General features: G+C 68.9%; 16 protein-coding genes. 6 read left to right on the top strand and 10 right to left on the bottom strand.

The window, feature by feature from the left end:
• Positions 1-66: 66 nt before the first annotated feature.
• Entirely contained in the window at positions 67-621 is a 555-nt protein-coding gene (locus tag ACTWPT_RS30280; protein ID WP_443180883.1) for an ArsR/SmtB family transcription factor, read from the top strand.
• A gap of 147 nt (positions 622-768) precedes the next feature.
• On the opposite strand, the gene ACTWPT_RS30275 is transcribed toward ACTWPT_RS30280, so the two are convergent.
• Positions 769-1,713, bottom strand: a complete 945-nt coding sequence (locus ACTWPT_RS30275) for a LacI family DNA-binding transcriptional regulator (RefSeq protein WP_443180882.1) — start codon at positions 1,711-1,713, stop codon at positions 769-771.
• Positions 1,714-1,876: 163 nt separating this feature from the next.
• Between ACTWPT_RS30275 and ACTWPT_RS30270 the strand changes: the two genes are divergently transcribed.
• Genes ACTWPT_RS30270 through ACTWPT_RS30250 form a run of 5 tightly spaced genes read left to right on the top strand, consistent with a single transcriptional unit; the run spans position 1,877 to position 6,566 of the window.
• Positions 1,877-2,668 carry an ABC transporter permease gene (locus ACTWPT_RS30270; protein ID WP_443180881.1) on the top strand — a complete coding sequence of 264 codons (792 nt, stop codon included), beginning with the start codon at positions 1,877-1,879 and terminating at the stop codon, positions 2,666-2,668.
• The gene (locus tag ACTWPT_RS30265; protein WP_443180880.1) at positions 2,665-3,456 is read left to right on the top strand and encodes an ABC transporter permease; all 792 of its coding nucleotides are present in this window, start codon (positions 2,665-2,667) and stop codon (positions 3,454-3,456) included. Before ACTWPT_RS30270 ends, ACTWPT_RS30265 begins: the two co-directional genes overlap by 4 nt.
• Positions 3,453-4,430 (top strand): ABC transporter ATP-binding protein, encoded by a 978-nt coding sequence (locus ACTWPT_RS30260; protein ID WP_443180879.1) that lies wholly within the window; start codon positions 3,453-3,455, stop codon positions 4,428-4,430. Before ACTWPT_RS30265 ends, ACTWPT_RS30260 begins: the two co-directional genes overlap by 4 nt.
• A gap of 13 nt (positions 4,431-4,443) precedes the next feature.
• Positions 4,444-5,496, top strand: coding sequence for an ABC transporter substrate-binding protein (locus ACTWPT_RS30255; protein WP_443180878.1), 1,053 nt, complete (start codon positions 4,444-4,446; stop codon positions 5,494-5,496).
• Positions 5,493-6,566, top strand: coding sequence for an adenosine deaminase family protein (locus ACTWPT_RS30250; protein WP_443180877.1), 1,074 nt, complete (start codon positions 5,493-5,495; stop codon positions 6,564-6,566). Before ACTWPT_RS30255 ends, ACTWPT_RS30250 begins: the two co-directional genes overlap by 4 nt.
• A 190-nt stretch (positions 6,567-6,756) precedes the next feature.
• Here the strand turns inward: ACTWPT_RS30250 and ACTWPT_RS30245 are convergent, their stop codons facing one another.
• The 9 genes from ACTWPT_RS30245 to ACTWPT_RS30205 form a co-directional block, all read right to left on the bottom strand.
• Positions 6,757-7,971, bottom strand: coding sequence for a low temperature requirement protein A (locus ACTWPT_RS30245; RefSeq protein ID WP_443180876.1), 1,215 nt, complete (start codon positions 7,969-7,971; stop codon positions 6,757-6,759).
• A 196-nt stretch (positions 7,972-8,167) separates the two neighbouring features.
• Positions 8,168-9,226, bottom strand: a complete 1,059-nt coding sequence (locus tag ACTWPT_RS30240; RefSeq protein ID WP_443180875.1) for an isopenicillin N synthase family dioxygenase — start codon at positions 9,224-9,226, stop codon at positions 8,168-8,170.
• Positions 9,227-9,303: 77 nt separating this feature from the next.
• A complete protein-coding gene (locus ACTWPT_RS30235) occupies positions 9,304-10,248 on the bottom strand; it encodes a sugar phosphate isomerase/epimerase family protein (RefSeq protein WP_443180874.1) in 945 nt (314 codons plus the stop codon).
• Entirely contained in the window at positions 10,245-10,853 is a 609-nt protein-coding gene (locus tag ACTWPT_RS30230) for a hypothetical protein (protein ID WP_443180873.1), read from the bottom strand. Before ACTWPT_RS30230 ends, ACTWPT_RS30235 begins: the two co-directional genes overlap by 4 nt.
• Positions 10,850-12,394, bottom strand: coding sequence for a GMC oxidoreductase (locus tag ACTWPT_RS30225; protein WP_443180872.1), 1,545 nt, complete (start codon positions 12,392-12,394; stop codon positions 10,850-10,852). Before ACTWPT_RS30225 ends, ACTWPT_RS30230 begins: the two co-directional genes overlap by 4 nt.
• A gap of 49 nt (positions 12,395-12,443) precedes the next feature.
• Positions 12,444-13,583: an ROK family protein gene (locus ACTWPT_RS30220; protein ID WP_443180871.1), complete on the bottom strand. Its 1,140-nt coding sequence runs from the start codon at positions 13,581-13,583 to the stop codon at positions 12,444-12,446.
• Positions 13,583-14,923 carry a carboxylesterase family protein gene (locus tag ACTWPT_RS30215; RefSeq protein ID WP_443180870.1) on the bottom strand — a complete coding sequence of 447 codons (1,341 nt, stop codon included), beginning with the start codon at positions 14,921-14,923 and terminating at the stop codon, positions 13,583-13,585. The genes ACTWPT_RS30220 and ACTWPT_RS30215 overlap by 1 nt, the downstream gene beginning before the upstream one ends.
• A 3-nt stretch (positions 14,924-14,926) precedes the next feature.
• Positions 14,927-15,808: a carbohydrate ABC transporter permease gene (locus ACTWPT_RS30210; protein ID WP_443180869.1), complete on the bottom strand. Its 882-nt coding sequence runs from the start codon at positions 15,806-15,808 to the stop codon at positions 14,927-14,929.
• On the bottom strand, positions 15,805-16,725 hold the full coding sequence (locus tag ACTWPT_RS30205; RefSeq protein ID WP_443180868.1) for a carbohydrate ABC transporter permease: 921 nt from the start codon (positions 16,723-16,725) through the stop codon (positions 15,805-15,807). Before ACTWPT_RS30205 ends, ACTWPT_RS30210 begins: the two co-directional genes overlap by 4 nt.
• Position 16,726 lies beyond the last annotated feature (1 nt).

Raw genomic sequence — 16,726 nt, 5'->3', positions numbered from 1 at the left:
TTTCTGCAAGTTTTTCTCTGCATGAACTCTTCTGCATAATTGTCTCGGTACGGCTAAGCTGGTCCAATGGGAACCGAACCGGTCATGCACACCCCGGCGGCGATGAAGGCGCTCGCCAGCCCACTGCGGCGAGAGATCCTCCGCCACCTCGCCAACCACGGCCCGGCCACCTCCACTACGCTGGCCAAAGCCATGGGCCAGAACACCGGGACTACCAGCTACCACCTGCGGATGCTGTCCGACACCGGTTTCGTGACCGAGCTGCGCGACCGCGCCAAAGGCCGGGAACGCTGGTGGGACGTCGTCAAAGCCGACCGGCGGATGCCTGACCGCGAAGAACTGACCGACGCCGAACAAGACCTCGCCGAGCAACTGGGCGACTCCAAACTCGCCGAGGACCTCCGGCTGCTGTCAGCGTTCGCCCACAACCGGGACGAGGCCGGCGACTGGCAGCAGGGCTCCCGCGCCAGCGCCTTCATGACCAAGGCACAGCTCAAGGAATTCCACGAGGAGTACCTCAAACTGGTGCACCGCTTCGGCACCGACCGCGACAACGCACCCGCCGGCGCCCGGATGATCCTGCTGCGCTGGATCGGTTTCCCCGACCCCCGCGGCTCCTGATCCCCTCCGCCCCGACGTCTTGGTTCGCGGAAAATACCGGCTCGGCTTGCGAGAGATACCGGGCGAACACGCAGCCTCAGGCAACTCGGTGCCCGAGGCCAGCGCCATCGTGGCCGCTCTGTCGGGATCCCTTTGCGGACGATCCGCCTAGCTGATCGGGACGGTGAGGCGGCGTCTGGTGGGTGGCGGTGGCTCCCTGCGCTCGCCGAGGAGGGTCATGAGCTGGTCCATGGCCACCTCGCCGAGCTTTTCGCCGTCCACGTCGATCGAGGGGACGTCGCCGAGACCGAGACTGTCGACGATCATGCGCTCCGAGCTGACCACGACATCGCGGATCCCGCGGCTGAGCAGGGCGAACATGAGGCCAAGGCCGATCGAGGTCGCGTAGGGGACTACGGCGGTGGCGCGGGCGGCCACCACGGCCTCTGCCGTCTCCACTCCGGCGGCGAACGTCGAGGGGTGCGGACCGAGCATGGTCAGCGTTGCGCCATTTGACGCGGCCGCAGCGCGGATGGCTGCCTGGCGCTGACGATCCTGCCAGGAGCCCGCCGGGCCGCCGATGTAGACGATGCGCTCGTGGCCCTTCTCGACGAAGCGCGTGACGAGGGCGCCGAAGGCGGTGGCCGTGTCGGCGACCGCCGAGGTCATGCCCTCGATCTCACGGTCGATGAGGACGGTCGGCTTGAACGACGCGGCGGCGCGGACGATCTCGTCTGAACCTCGGGGCGCGGTAAGCAGGAAGCCGTCGACCTGGTGCGCGAGCTGCTCGACCGCGGCGAGCTGGGCCGCGTGCTCCAGAGAGTGCACCGCGATGGTCAGCTGCATGCCCGAGCCGGCCGCACGCGCCTGAGCACCGCCGATGATCGGGGTGAAGAAGGTGTTGTCCAGCGTGGGCACCACGACAGCGACCACCCCGGTCTTCCCGCGGGCCAGCTGGGTGGCTGCCCGGTTGGGGACGAATCCGAGCTGCTCAGCGGCTGCGCGGACGCGGGCCACCGTCTCCGGGGCGGCCTGATCCGGCCGGCCCAGGGCGCGGGAGGCCGTCGCCTTGGAAACCCCGGCGAGCGCGGCGACGTCCGCGAGTGTCGGCACTGATCCTCCTTGAGTCGTTACACGGAATTCACACGCGGGTTTGTGCGCGAGGCCGCTCATAATTTATGGTCAGCTTCTGGAACCGGTTCCACAACCGGTTCCAGGCAAGCGTACGCCACTGAGAAAGGACGCCGACATCTCCCCCAAATCGGCCTTTCTACTGGTGCCTGGTCTCGTCCTGCTCGTCGCGGGTTTCCTCATCCCCTCCGCCGCGATGCTCTTCGCGCCGCCGGACGTGCCGACCAGCGAGATCTTTGCGCGCCTGGGCGACATGCTCACGGATCCCTACGACCTGGAGGTGATCGGGCGCACGGTCGGGCTGGCTCTGGCTGTCACGATCATCTGCGTCGTCCTCGGCTTTCCCATCGCCTACTGGCTCGCCCGCTCGCCGTCACGCTGGAGCGGAGTCTTCCTGGCAGTGGCGATCTTCCCATTGATGCTGAGCAACGTGGTGCGGACATTCGGCTGGCTGGTGATTCTCGGCTCCAAGGGAGCCCTCGGCCAACTGCTCGTCCAGCTCGGCATCGTCGACGTGGCGCCGCAATTGCTCTACACCAAACTGGCGATCATCCTCGGCCTCACCCAGCTCTTCCTGCCGCTGGCGATCATCGCCTGCTACTCGGCCGTCGCCCAGGTCGATCCTGGCCTGGACGACGCCTCGCGCGGGCTCGGCGCGAGCAGGATCCGCACGATGTGGAACGTCGTCATCCCGCTGACCATGCCGGGCATCGTGGTGGCCGCCACCCTGGTCTTCGCGGGGTCCGTCACCGCCTACACCACGCCCTATCTGCTCGGCGGGTCCAGCCAGCGGATGCTCTCCACGCAGCTCTTCACCTACGCGAGCACCACGGTCGACTGGGCCGCCGCCTCGGCGACGGCGCTCATCATGACGGTCCTGGTCTTCCTGGTCTCCGGGCTGTCCTCGCTGATCGGGCGGAAGGGGGCCACCTCATGAAGCGGCCGATCACAGCGGCGCTCGCGGTCATCGGCTACATCATCATGATCGTGCCGATCATCTTCGTGGTCGCCACCGCCTTCACGGCGGGAAGCACCCTGAGGTTCCCGCCCGACGGGCTCTCGCTGCGCTGGTTCGAAGAGGCGCTCGGCTACGAGCCGTTCATCGAGGCCGCGATCTCCAGCCTGGAGCTCGCCGTACTCGCCACCGCGCTCGCGCTGCTGGTCGGCGTGCCCGCCACGCTCGCCATCCACCGTGGAAAGCTCCCTGGCAAGGGCCTGGTCGAGGGGTTGTTCCTGTCGCCGCTCATCGTCCCTGAGCTGGTCGTCGGCCTCGCGCTGTTCCAGCAGCTGATGATCGGCATGGACCTGGACAACTTCAGCACCCTGCTGGTCGGGCACACGGCGCTGATGCTGCCCTATGCGGTGCGTGTGACCGGCGCCTCGCTCGCGCTGGCCGACCCCGTGCTGGAGGAGGCCGCCCGGGGTCTCGGCGCCTCGCCGCTGCGCGCGTTCTTCAACGTGACGTTGCCCGTCCTGCGGCCGGGAATCTTCTCCGCCGGGCTGCTCAGCGTGGTCACATCCTTCAACAACGTGCCACTGTCGCTGCTACTGCAGGGACGCGACTTCCGGACGCTGCCGGTGACGATGCTCGACTACGTGCAGCAGTCCTATGACCCGATGGTCGCCGCCGCCTCGACCCTCATCCTGGCCGCCACCGTGGTCATCGCGGTGATCGCCGAGCGCACGGTCGGATTCGCCAAGATCTTCGGAGGGATCAATCAATGACCGCCGCCGCCGAGTTGATCGGAGTCACCCAGAGGTTCGGCTCCTTCACCGCCGTCGATGAGATCGACCTCGCCATGCCGTCAGGGAAGCTCACGACGCTGCTGGGCCCGAGCGGCTGCGGCAAGACCACCACGCTCAGGATGATCGCGGGCTACTCGGCACCGACGTCGGGGACGATCCGCATCGACGGGATCGACAGCACGCGTACGCCGCCGGAGAAGCGGAATCTGGGGATGGTCTTCCAGTCGTACGCGCTGTTCCCGCACATGACGGTGGCCGACAACGTCGGTTACGGGCTCAAGCTGCGCAAGATGTCATCCGCGGAAAGACGGTCGCGGGTCATGGAGACGCTCGAGCTCGTCGGGCTCGCGCACCTGGCCGGCCGCAAGCCGAAAAAGCTCTCCGGCGGGCAGCAGCAGCGGGTGGCACTGGCCAGGGCGATCGCGATCAGGCCCAGGCTCCTGCTCCTCGACGAGCCGCTGTCCAACCTCGACGCCCGCCTGCGCGTCCAGATGCGGGCCGAGATCAGGCGCATCCAGGCGGAGACCAAGCTGACCGTCATCCTCGTCACCCATGACCAGGACGAGGCGCTGGAGATGTCCGACGAGATGGTCATCATGAACGAAGGCAGGATCGTGCAGCAGGGCCCTCCTCAGCAGATCTTCCCCCGTCCGGCCGACCGTTTCGTCGCCGAGTTCCTCGGCTACGAGAACTTCCTCACCGCGGCCGACGGCACCCCTCTGACCATCCGGCCCGAGCATCTGCGCATCGCCGAGAAAGGTCACGGCCTTGACGCGACGGTGGTCGACGTGGCCTTCCGCGGCGTCGACCTGCTGGTCTCGCTCGACGTGGTCGACCCGTCGGGCGCGACCGTCAGGCTGCTCGCCGACGTACGCAGCGGCGCGACCCTGACACCCGGATCGAGCGTCACGGTGATCGCGCCAGACGACCATCTGGTCTCCCTACCCCGCTGAAAGAAGGAATCCCATGCCCACGCGCCGTGCCGTACTGGCCGCTGCTCTGACAGTGCTCGCCGCCGCCGGATGTTCCGGCTCCGGCTCCGGTGAGAAGCAGGCCGATCAGGACACCATCGTCGTCAGCACCTTCCCCTTCGGCGTGAAGGAGTTCGAGCAGGCCGTCGTCACTCCGTTCACCAAGCAGACGGGAATCAAGGTCGAGCTGGACACCGGGTCCAACTCCGACCGGCTGTCGAAGCTGAAGCTCGCCAAAGGTGAGCCGGAGGCGGACGTGGTGCTGATCTCCGACTACTTCGCCGCACTCGGGCAGAAGGACGGCCTCTTCCAAAAGGTCGACGTGCCCAACATCAAGGAGCTCGCACCGTTCGCTACCGAGGGCGCCTACGAGGGGCCGGCCTACACGCACCAGCTCAACGGGATCATCTACAACACCGGCAAGCTCAGCCAGAAGCAGGCCGCCGACTGGGAGCTGTTCGCGAACGCGGCGAACAAGGGAAAGGTCGCGCTCCCCGATATTTCGGTGACCGCCGGACAACTCATGATCTCGGGCGTGGGCGAGTCGTACGGCAACGGCCCGTACGACATCGACACCTCGTTGAAAACCCTGGCCGGCTGGGCGCCGAACGTCCTGCAGTTCTACACCTCCTCGACCGAGGTCACGAACCTGCTGACCCAAGGCGAGATCGTCGCCGCCGACGCGCTGAGCGGCTTCGCCACCAAGCTTGTCACCTCGGGCGAGCAGATCGCCTGGACGGCTCCCGCCAAGGGTCGCTACATGGCCACCAACCGGGCGATGATCCCCAAGGGCGCGCGCAACCAGCAGGGAGCGGCGAAGTTCATCGACTACATGCTCTCGGCCGAGGCGCAGAGCGCCATGGCGAAGGCTGTGGGAGACCTGCCCACGAACCCGAAGGCCGAGATCCCGGCCGACATCGCCAAGGTAACGGGCGAGGCGGCGAAGGACCCTGTGGCCGCCGGGTTCAAGATCCTCGACCCCGCCCAGCTCGTCGACACCCGCGCCACCTGGGTCGACCGCTTCACCCGCGAGGTGGCCGGCAAGTGAACCTCGACCTGATGCCCAAGGTCGATCTGCACTGCCACCTCATCGGCACCGTGCGCGCCTCGACCTTCGCCGAGCTGGCCAGGCGGGAGGGGCTCGACCTGCCCGACACGCCCGAGCGGATCTACGCGGATGTGAACTCGCTTCCGCCGGACCCGGCACTCTACCTGAACACCCGGATCCCGGTTCCGCAGGGCAGGAGCGCGGAAGAGCCCGAGACCTCCTACTCGCTGTTCCAGGTGTCCTCGTGGGTTGTCCAGGTCCTGCGCGACCCTGACGATCTCACCCGAATCACCTATGAGGCCTTCGAGGACGCCCACCGAACCAGCGCGACCAGGCATCTCGAGCTCTCCTTCGACGCGCTGACCGAACATCAGGAGAAGCTCGGCTACGCCACGGTGATCGAGGCGTACGCCGAGGGCATCAGGATGGCAGAACGCGACTTCGGCATGACAGGCAGACTCATCGCGGCCATCGACCGGAGCAAGTCGGGCGAGGAGGCGCTCTCGTGGATACGCACGATTGTGGACAACCCGCACGACTACGTGGCGGGGATCGGGCTGGACAACCTGGAGACCGCCGGGCCGCCCGAGCGGTTCGAGGCCGCCTTCCGGCTCGCCGGTGAGGCCGGGCTCCGCCGCACTGCTCACTCCTCCGAGCACGCGCCCGTTGCCGCCAACACGATCACCTGCCTCGACATACTCGGCTGCGACCGGATCGACCACGGCTACTTCGTACTCGAGGACGACGAGGCCGTCGCCAGGGTCAGGGACGAGCAGATCCCGTTCACTGTCATCTCGACCACCTCGCGGCGCTCGTGGCGGCCGTGGCGGCGGGCGTCGATCGCGGCGATGCTCGAGGCCGGGCTCAACGTCATTCCCGCTTCCGACGACCCGGGGATGTTCCCGACGTCGCTGGCGAACGAGTATCGGATCCTCTCCGATCAGCTCGCTGTACAAGATGAGCGGTTGCGTGCGATGGCGCTGGCCGGGGTGGAGGCGTGTTGGCTGCCGAAGCCTGAGAAGGACGCGCTGCGCAAGCGCTTTGAGAGCGAACTCGCGAACATGGAGTAATCGTCATGCAGGGGTGCATTGCCCACTCCCGGAGCCCGACCGACGTCAGCACCTCCGGAGCCGGGGAACCCCGTTCAAGTAGAGGGGTGGCTTCGGATCGGAGAGCGCGGGACTGACGGATGTACACATGCACGACAGCCCAGGCGGGGTCGGGCGGACGGCAGCCTTCTGCGTAGGCGAACGGACAAGATCACTCAGGTGCCTCCTGAGCGGCCCTGATCCGCCGCCAGCCGCGCTCGGTCCCGAAATCCGGCGCCGACACGCGGACGTTGTTCAAGGCGATCGTGACGGCGACCGACAGGACGCAGCTCGCCGCGATCGCCGCGACCACGCCGTGCACGCCGATCAAGGGCGCCGCGAGCGGCAGCGCCAGGACGACGACGGCGCAGGCCGACAACAGGACGGGATGAATCACGGACTCCGCCACGACCCGCGCGTGCACTATCCACAGCAGCATGAGGAACACGCCGACGGGGATCGCGACGGCGTAGCCGACCATGAGCGGTCCGGCCGTGATGACGTGCCCGCTCTGCTCGACCGCGACTTCAAGGCCGGCGCCGAGGGCGGCCAGGGCTGCGAAGATGCCATAGTGGCCGTATCCCCACAGATATGAACGATCGCGGCGGTCGCTGAGCCCTTCGCCGGCCTTCACCAGGAAGTACAGCCACCACAGGGCGAACAGCACCACGAGGCCGGACACGGCGATCATGACGAAAGGGCTACTGATCTCGGTCGTTTCGAGCGCTGCCGCGACGCCTCTGGACGCGGCCAGCACGCTCTCGCCGAGCAGGATGATCGTGAACAGGCCGTAACGTTCGGCGATGTGGTGCGGGTGCCAGGTGGTGGGCTCTGCCCGCTCCGCCCACGGGGGCACCGCGAGCTCCAGGACCGCCAGGAGGAGGAAGAGTGGCAGCTCGGCGGTCACGGGCGCGGCCATCGAGTGGTACATCCAGCCCGCCGTGACGACGGAGATGCCGACGGCGTAGCGCAGCGCGGTGCGACGGCGCGCCGGGTCCTCCAGACCGGCCCGCAGCCATTGGACGACGAGTCCGATCCGCATGATGACGTAGCCCAGCGTGACGAAGCTGAAGTTGGCGTGCTCGGTCGCGGCCGGCACGCCGGCGGCCAGGACCAGTACGCCGGCCATCTGCACCATGGTCAGCAGCCGGTAGGCGACGTCGTCAGTGTCATATGACGACGCGAACCAGGTGAAGTTCATCCACGCCCACCAGATCGCGAAGAAGACCTGCAAGAACGGGACAATCCCAGCCAGAGCATGCCCCTCGATGATCTCGTGGGCGAGCTGGGCGGTGACGGCCGCGACCGCGACCACAAAGGTGAGGTCGAACAGCAGCTCCAGCTGGCTGGAGGCGCGGTTCGGCTCGTCGATGGGACGCGCGCTCATCCGGATCCGGATCCGGATGCTGGCTGGTGGCAAGATCTCCTCCTGTCGCTCCGTGAGACCGTCCTGCCAATAAGACAGGGCAGTGGTCCGGCCTGTGACAGGTGGGCGGCGGAATCATCCGACCATCAGCGCACGTAGTCGCCAGTGGGGATGACCTTGTTGGCGACCACGCCGCCCTTCAGACAACCCATCCGATTTATGGTTTCTTCTTCGCGGCGGCCAGGACGCGTGCGGCTTCGCGTACTGCGGCACGGTTCTTCTTGCCCTGCCGTGATCCGGCCAGCTTGGCCTTGATGTGGTCCCGGACCGTGATCGGTTCGTAGGCCAGCCCGGAGGCGTCATGGTGACTGGCCAGGGTCTCGATGACAGCGTCGGGGTTGCCGTCGTGGAAGAAGGCGGCGGAGCGACGGCGCTTGATCGTGCCGTCCACGATGGGGGGCTTGACGCGGTGCAGGGTCGACATCCATCGGTCGTTGGTGAGCCGCGCCGTGAGGTCGCCGAGGTTGACCAGCAGGGCGCCGTCGGCCGGCGCGACATCGTGCCAGTGTTCGTCCCGGCCGAGGATCTGGAGGCCGGCGACCTGGTCGGCCCACAGGACGGTGACGATCCCGAAGTCGGTGTGCTCCCCCATCCCGATGAGGTCGCCGTCGAGGGTGATCGTTCCTTCGGGCAGGGCGTAGTTGTTCATGCGCAGCACGTCGATGGAGTGGTCGGTGAGCCGGGCGAAGAACTCGGGCTCCAGGCGGAGGGCGTCGGCGAAGGCCCAGGTAAGAATGCGTGCGACCCGGCCGGCGTGGTCGAAGTAGGCCTGGACGGCCTCGGTGAAACCGCCGATCTCGGGCCACACGTTGATCCCGTAGTCCTCCTCGGACAGGTCCAGCGAGGTGAACGAGCGTGCCTCCACGCCGACGTTGAAGGCCTCGAAGAAGTCGTTCATACGGCTGGCCGACTCGACGCCGAGGCTCAGGCTCAGGGACTCGCTCTTGGGCGGGCTGTAGCCGCGGTTGGCCCCCGTGACGCAGTAGGTCCGCTTTGTCGCAAGCGGCAGGGTGAAGAAGGCGTCTATTGCCGAGGCCAGGCCGGCGATCGCCGAGTCCGGGATCGCGTGGCCCATGATCTGGATGAAGCCCACGCTGGAGCAGGCATCGTCGATTTCCTGTGCGACCCTGCGGCGTTCCGCCTCCGGTCCTCCCTGTACGTAGGGGGAGATGTCGACCGCCGGGACGGTGAAGTACTCAGGCGCTCGTGAGGACATCGGCTTCCTTTCGGTCGGCCTCGGTGGTCACTGCGAGGCGCTGGAACGTGGTTGGCATGAAGCCTGGGGACGGCCGATCACGCCCGGGCCTCCCGCACCACGGCCGTCCCCGCCCGGAGCGCGGCGACGGGATCACGCGCCTCGTCCAGCTCGATGAGCACGATGCCGGCGCCGGGTGTGCGGGACATCGCGTCGGCCCACGCTCGCCAGTCCACGATGCCCGTGCCCAGTTCGGTCATGTAGGGCTGCTGCTGAGCGAAGACCGTTTCGTCGATGGTGAGTTCGACGTCGATGGGCTTGACCGCGTCCTTCCAGTGCGCCAGTGCGATGCGCGGGCCGTGGCGGCGCGCGACGGCGACGGGGTCGCCTCCCCCGAGCGCGATGTGGCAGGAGTCGGGGCACAGCCAGACGTAGCGGGGATCGGTCAACGCCATGAACAGGTCGATGTCCCTCTCGTACCAGAGGGTGCTGTTGGACTCCGTGTGGAAGGCGAGCTTCACGCCGTGCTGAGCGACGGCCTCGCCGACCAGGTGGGCGATGTCGGCCATCCGGGTCATGTACGCGGCGTCGACGAAGAAGGGCGGGCGCGTCCCGAACGTCGTCCGCATGGGCAGTCCGGCGACGAGGAGTTCCGCGCCCACGTCGGCGAGGAAGGCGGCGTGTCGCTCGGCGTCGGCGACGATCGCGGGCAGGTTCTCGCTGTGCCGCCAGTCGGGTGATGCGCTCGCAGCCATGAAGGCGCTCACGACGGACAGGCCTCGAGCCCGGAGTTCGCGGCGGAACGACGGCGCGTCGCCGAAGGCCCGCAGGGCCGAGTCGATGTCGCCGGGCGCGAAGGTCAGCTCGATGCCGCTGACACCGGCCTCGGCCAGCGCGTCCAGCACCCGCTCCCAGAAACGGTCAGGGTTCTTGACGGCCCAGTCGCGGAAGGCGTCGGCGGAGTCGAGTCCCCAGAATTTCGGGTGGTAGAAGGTGATGATGTCGGTGGCGAAGCGCGGCTCGGTGGTGTCGTCCTGCGTCATGCGGCACCTCCGCGGGCGTTGTAGACGGTGACGCCGCCGGCGTCGACGGCCTTGCGGTAGTCGCGGAACACGGCGAGCGCCTCGTCCCGGAGCACGTCCCGGGTGACCTGGATGCCGCGTGCTTCGAACTGCTCGGCCCAGTCCGCGCCCAGCGGGCCCTCGTCGAACGTGGTGATCTGCTCCAGCTCCGGTCCCTCGCCGGCGACCACGAGGCCGCGTATCCCGGACCACATGGCCGCGCCGTAACACTGAATGCACGGACGCCAGTTCACGACCAACTCGTGTACAGGCAACCCGTCGCCGCCGAGGTCCCAGCCGCCGGTCGCCGTCTGGGCGAGTCCGAGCGCGACGACCTCGGCGTGCGCGCTGGAGACGCCGGAGGCGAGCACGACGTTCACGCCGACCGAGACGATCCGGCCGGAGTCCCGCTCGGCGACGAGTGCGGCGAACGGGCCGCCATTGCCCTCGCGCCAGTTGCGGTCGGCGAGGCGGTGCACGAGGCGCATCCGCTCGTCGCGGTCGGGGATGAGAGCGGGCACGGTGGCCAGTTCGTCGTCGATCCACGCGGGCAGCGCCACGCGGTATTCCTTGGCGATGTCGATCATGATCGTGCTTCCTCTCGGTGTGCGGCGGGCGCCGCGTGTCGTCCGGCGACGGCGCGGGCGGCCCGTACGGCGGTCACCGCGCCGGTCAGGGTGACATTGGCGGCCATCGCGGTGGGGATCACACCGTTGCCGGCGAGGTACAGGTTGTCGAAGCCCCACACCCGGCCGTCCGGGTCGCACACGCTGGTGCCGTCGTCGGCCAGGCCGGCCCGGACGGTGCCGGTCTGGTGCAGCGACGAGCCGGGCGGCAGCAGCGCACGCTCGGTCGCGGGATCGAAGGAGCCGAACTCCTCGGCGATCGACCCGACTTCGTCGAGCGCGCGGCCGATCAGCGTGCGGTCGGCGTCGGAGTAGCCGAACTCGACGGTGATCCGCGGCATTCCGGCGAGGTCGGTCTGGGCTTCCGAGAACACGAGCCGGTTCTCGGGGCGTGACTCGACGGGGGTGTACAGCGAAAGGCCCACGGAGTGCGCGAGGGGGTGGCCGTCTTCGTCCACGTACGTGCGGTTCATGATCTGGCCGTGGAACGGCTGTGCCGCTCCGTTATGGGGCAGCCAGAGCGAGTCCGTGCTGAACTCGCCGGGGCGCGGCAGGGGCAGGGCGTCGCGGCCGACGCCGAACCGGTCGAGGTCGAGAAGCACCCGAGCGGTGATGAACGCGTGCTCGTTGAGGTAACGGCCCAGTGCCGCGGGCCGGATGCCCGAGGCGAACAGCAGCTGCGGGGTGCGCAGCGCGTCGGCGCACACCACCACGGCGTCCGCCAGGAGCTCCCACTCGGCTCCGTCGGCGATGCGGCGCAGCCGGGCCCCGGCGACCCGGCCGCCGGAGACGAGGAGCGTCGTGGCGAGCGTGCCGGTCGTCAGGGTGAATCCCGGGTCGCCGCCTGTCGCGATCGCGGGGAAGATCGTCCCTGGGGCCGTGCGCGGCATGGGACCCGATGCCGTCGCGGTGACGGCCATGGGCATCGGCTGCGGTCGCCGGTCGCCAGGTCCGACGCCGTCGAAGCGCCGGCGCAGGACGTCGAGCACCATCCGGCCGACCTCGGTCGGGCCGATCGCGGACGGCGTGACCGCGAGCAACCGGCGGGCGGTGTCCAGGTCCGCCGCCCAGCGGTCCGGGTCGCCGAAGTCGAACACCTCCTCTCCGGCGGGCCACGGCGTCGCGGCGGTCCAGTGCACGCCCATGCCGCCCGCGTTCCACGCGAGCGCGGTCGCCGGCATCGCCTCGGCGTCCTCGCCTAAGGCGAGCGCGTGGAACATGCCGGGCGTCAGGTCGGTGAGACTGTCCGCGACCTCGCGCACCACCTCGGCACCCGTGTACATGCCTTGGATGCCGGCGGCCACCTGTTCGTTGTAGCGCGACCAGAGGGCCGGGTCGTCGAGGTCGTGCAAGTGCAGGCCGGGGGCCTCGCCGATCGCGTTGCCGCCGTCGACCATCGTGATGTCCAGCGTCGGATCGGCCTCGCGCAGCAGTCGGGCCACGACAGATCCCATGATGCCGCTGCCCACGATGAGGACATCGGTGCGGGAGGTGTCGGTCACAGTGAGACTCCATGTCTTGTGCCACAGGTGTTGGGGGGTCGGTGCCCGCTCATGCGCTCGGGGTGAGTGGGCCGAACAGTTCGGTGTCCATGCGGTCGAGGGCCAGCTTGACGGCGCCGATGAGCGCGGCGTCGCGGCCCAGGCCGGTGGCACGCAACTCGACCGCGGGGGTGCGAGCATCGAGCAACGCCGCGCGCACCCGGGGCAGCAGCACGTCGGCCGCGTCTTCCAGGCCGCCGCCGAGCACGATGAGCGACGGTGCGATGGTCCACGACAAGGTGGTGAGAATCGACGCGATGTTCTCCACGAATTCGTCGACCTCCGCGAGCGCGGTCGTGTCACCGGCCCGAGCCGCGGCGAAGCGGCCGAGCGCGACGCGCCGTTCGGCCGGTTCCGGTGAGGTCAGCCAGGCCACCGGGCGGTTCTCGATCGAGCCGGTCGGTATCGACCGAGCTTCGACGATCTCACCCGCGGAGCCGTCCAGACCGCGGTGCACGGCTCCGCGGATGAGGATGCCGAGGCCCGTTCGGTTCCCGAGGATCGCCCATACGACGTTGTCGTGGTCTCCGGCCACGCCCCGCCAGCGCTCCGCGAGCGCACCGAGGTTGGTGTCGTTGTCCGCGAACCAGGGCACCCGGATCCGCCGCCTGAGTTCTCCGGGCAGGTGCACGCCTTCCCAACGCGTCGTGTGCACCAGGCGCCGTACGACCCCGTCGTCGTCGATCGCGCCACCGCTGGCGACCGCACCGGCGCGCAGCCGGTCCGTCGGCCCGCCCGCGTCGTCGAGCGCCTCCAGCACCAGCGCCGCCGCGTCGTCGAGGGTGACCTGCGGATCCTGGTAGGCGCGCAGCAACCGGTGCGCCCGGCCGAGGATGCGGCCGCGCACATCGGCGATGACCGCGGACACGTCCGAGGTCGTGATGCAAACGGCCGCCAGCAGCGCGTGTTCGGCCCGTAGTTCATAGCGGCGGGCGGGGCGCCCCGCGTAGCCGCTGGTCGGCACGCGGTCCAGCTCGGTCACCCAGCCCGCCTCCACGAGCGAGTCCATGATGAGCTCGATGGTGCGGCGGGACAGGCCGGTCTGCTCGGCGAGCGCGGCCAGCGTCATCGGCCCGGCCGACACGGCGAGTGCCCGGAGGGTGACCGAGGTGTTGACGCGTCGGACGGCGCTCTGGTTCATCCCGGTCATCAACACCCCTCCGCCGCCTGGGACACCGCCCGCACCACGGGGTCGAACACGCCCGTGGTGTCGGCCGCGAGCGCCGCTCCTGGCCGGCCGTATTCGCGCGCCGGATCGCCGAGCCCGCCGGTCGCCCGCGCCCAGGCCGGCTCCTGGCCCCGTACGAACCCGACCAGATCGGCATGCATCAGCGTGGCCAGTTCGGCGGGTGGGTTCGGTCCGAGCGCCTGGGGGACTCCAGGCGCGTCGAGCACGTCGAAGAAGAACGGGATGTCGACGCAGTGCGCGGCGCCGCCGAGCACCGGGGAGGGCCATTCGAAGGAATACAGCCAGGTGCCGGCGATGGCCTGGCGGCGGGCGGCAGCCGTGCGCGCGCAGGCGGAGCGGAACAGAGTGTCCGTCACGCGGGTGCCCGCCGCGCGGGCGGCGGCTGTGGCCTCCGGTCCGACGCCGCTGTCGAACTCATCGCCCGTCGCGCCGAGCAGCACCGGGACGCCGTGGCCATGGACGGTGAGTCCATCGGGGATGGGCACCGGCAGGATGTCGTCGCCGACGCACGGTACGAGCGCGAGCCTGTCGCCTTTGCCCCGCTCGTTCCGCAGGTCGATGACACCCTGCTGGAGCTGCTCCACGGTGCGGCTGCCGAATCCGATGCGCGTCGGCGGCACGCCGAGCCGGTGCCCGAGCCGTTCGAGGACGTCGCGTGCGGCGTCCGTGCCCACGTCGAAGATGCCGCCGGACAGGCTGACCGCGCGGTGGAAGCGACCACTGCCCGCGGGTGAGGAGAGCAGCGCGAGCACCGCGGCGCCCCCGGCCGACTGGCCGGCGACGGTGACCCGGTCAGGATCGCCGCCGAAAGCGGCGATGTTCTCCTGTACCCAGTCCAGGGCGAGCAGCAGGTCGCGCAGCCCGAGGTTCGGGAGGACATCGTCCAGCGGGGCGAATCCGTCGACGCCCAGCCGGTAGCCGACGGTGACGCAGACGACACCGTCGCGGGCGAAGGCGCGGCCGTCGTACCACGGGCTGGCCGGGCTCCCGGCCAGGAAGGCGCCGCCGTGGATCCACACCAGGACGGGGAAGGGAAGGCGGTCGTCGTCCGCGGCCGGGGCGACGATGCCGAGGTTCAGCACGTCGTCGCCCGGTATCGACGGCTCCGGCACGGTCGTCGTGGCGAACAGCGGCACGCGCTGCGGGGCGAACCGCCGGGCACCGGTGGGTGCTTCGGCGTAGGGGATGCCGAGGAAGCGCAGCACGCGGCCGGTGCGACGGCCGATGATCGTGCCTGCGGGAGCGTGAACGGTGACCGGCTCGCCGGGGGTGTCGAGTGAGTCCATTCGGTCATCCAACACCGGTCACCTCATTCCCGTTCCGGCGATGCCCTGAACGAAGTAGCGCTGCAGGAACAGGAAGAGCACCAGCACGGGCAGCATCACAACGATCGCTCCCGCGAGCAGCAGTCCGTAGTCGGTGACGTGCGACGCGGCCTGGCTGGTGGCGGCGAGACCCACTGGGAGCGTGTAACTGGACATGCTCTGAGCGACGATGAGCGGCCAGATGAAGTTGTTCCATGAGCTGAGAAACGACATGATCGTGATCGTCGCGACAGCGGGGCCGGCCAACGGCAGGAAGATCCGGAAGAAGATCCGGAACTCGCCGGCGCCGTCGATGCGGGCCGCTTCGAGCAGGTCGCCGGGGATCGACATCGCGTACTGCCGCATGATGAAGACCGACAGCGGCATCGCCACGCCGGGCAGTGCGATACCGGCGAGGGTGTCCGCCAGACCCAGGTCGACAGTGACCACGAACTGCGTGACGAACACCGCGGTGAACGGCACCATCAGCGCCGCCATGACGGCGCCGAACGCGAGCCGCTTGCCCGCGAAGTCGAGCTTGGCGAGCGCGTAGCCGGCGGCTGACGCCGCCACGATGTTGCCGGCCACCACCATGATCGCGACCACGATGCTGTTGGCCATGAACCCGCCGAAGCCCTCGGTGGCGAACAGCCGGGTGAAATTGTCGAGGGTGACGTGGTGCGGAAGCCAGGCACCGGGGTCGGAGCGGATCTCGTCGAGGCTGCGCAGCGAGCCGCTGATCACCCAGACGAACGGAAGCATGGTGAGCAGCGCGCACAGCACCAGCGCGCCGTACAGCAGGGGCGGGGTGACGGACCGGCGGCGCACGGCGACCTGGTGGTTGATCATGTCGGTGTCCCGCACCGTGGCGACAGTGGTCATGAGCGGGGCCTCAGCAGCCGGAACTGGACGATGCTCACCAGCATCACGAGCACGAGCATCACGAAGGACGCGGCCGAGGACATCCCGAACTCGCCTGACCCGAACTGGTGGTAGGTGTACAGCGCCACCGATTCCGTGGAGCCCAGCGGGCCGCCGTTCGTCAGCAGGTACGGCTCGTCGAACACCTGGAGGTAGAAGACGGTCAGCAGCACCGACACCATGAGCGTGGTGGGCAGCAGCAGCGGCAGGGTGATGTGCCTCAGCTGCCGCCACCGGCCGGCCCCGTCGATGGAGGCGGCTTCGTACACGTCTTCAGGAATCGCCTGCAGACCGGCGAGGAACAGCACCATCGCGGTGCCGAAGTTGCGCCAGACGCCGAGCAGGATGACCACCGGCATGGCCAGGTTCGGGTCGTCCAGCCAGTTCGGTCCGGCGAAGCCGACGGCGCCGAGCACCTTGTTGACGGTGCCGCTGGCGTTGAAGGCGTACTGCCAGATCAGGGCGACCGCCACGACGTTCGTGACGACCGGTGCGAAGAAGACGACGCGGAACATGCCGCGCAGGCGCCGGATGCCTGCGTTCAGCACGAGGGCCAGAGCGAAGCCGATCCCCATGGTCAGCGGCACACCGACCGCCACGAAGAGGGCGGTGTTGAGGATGTCCCGCAGGAAGATGTCGTCCTGGAACAGACGGAGATAGTTCTCCAGTCCGGTGAAGTCGACGGCGAACGGATTACGCAGATCCGTGCCCCGCAGGTCGGTGAGGCTGAACCCGAGCGCGGCGACGGTGGGGATCGCCGTGTAGAGCAGGAACACGAGGGCGAACGGTGCGAGGAACAGCCAGGCGACAGCCGTTCGACGGGAGCCCCGGGCTCGACGCGCCGTGCGCGCCGCCCTCGGGACGGCGGTGGTGGTCATC

This window comes from Nonomuraea sp. 3N208 (assembly GCF_052245935.1).
Lineage (GTDB): Bacteria > Actinomycetota > Actinomycetes > Streptosporangiales > Streptosporangiaceae > Nonomuraea.
The sequence above is the reverse complement of the archived record's forward strand: the minus strand, read 5'-3'. Positions and strand labels throughout refer to the sequence as shown.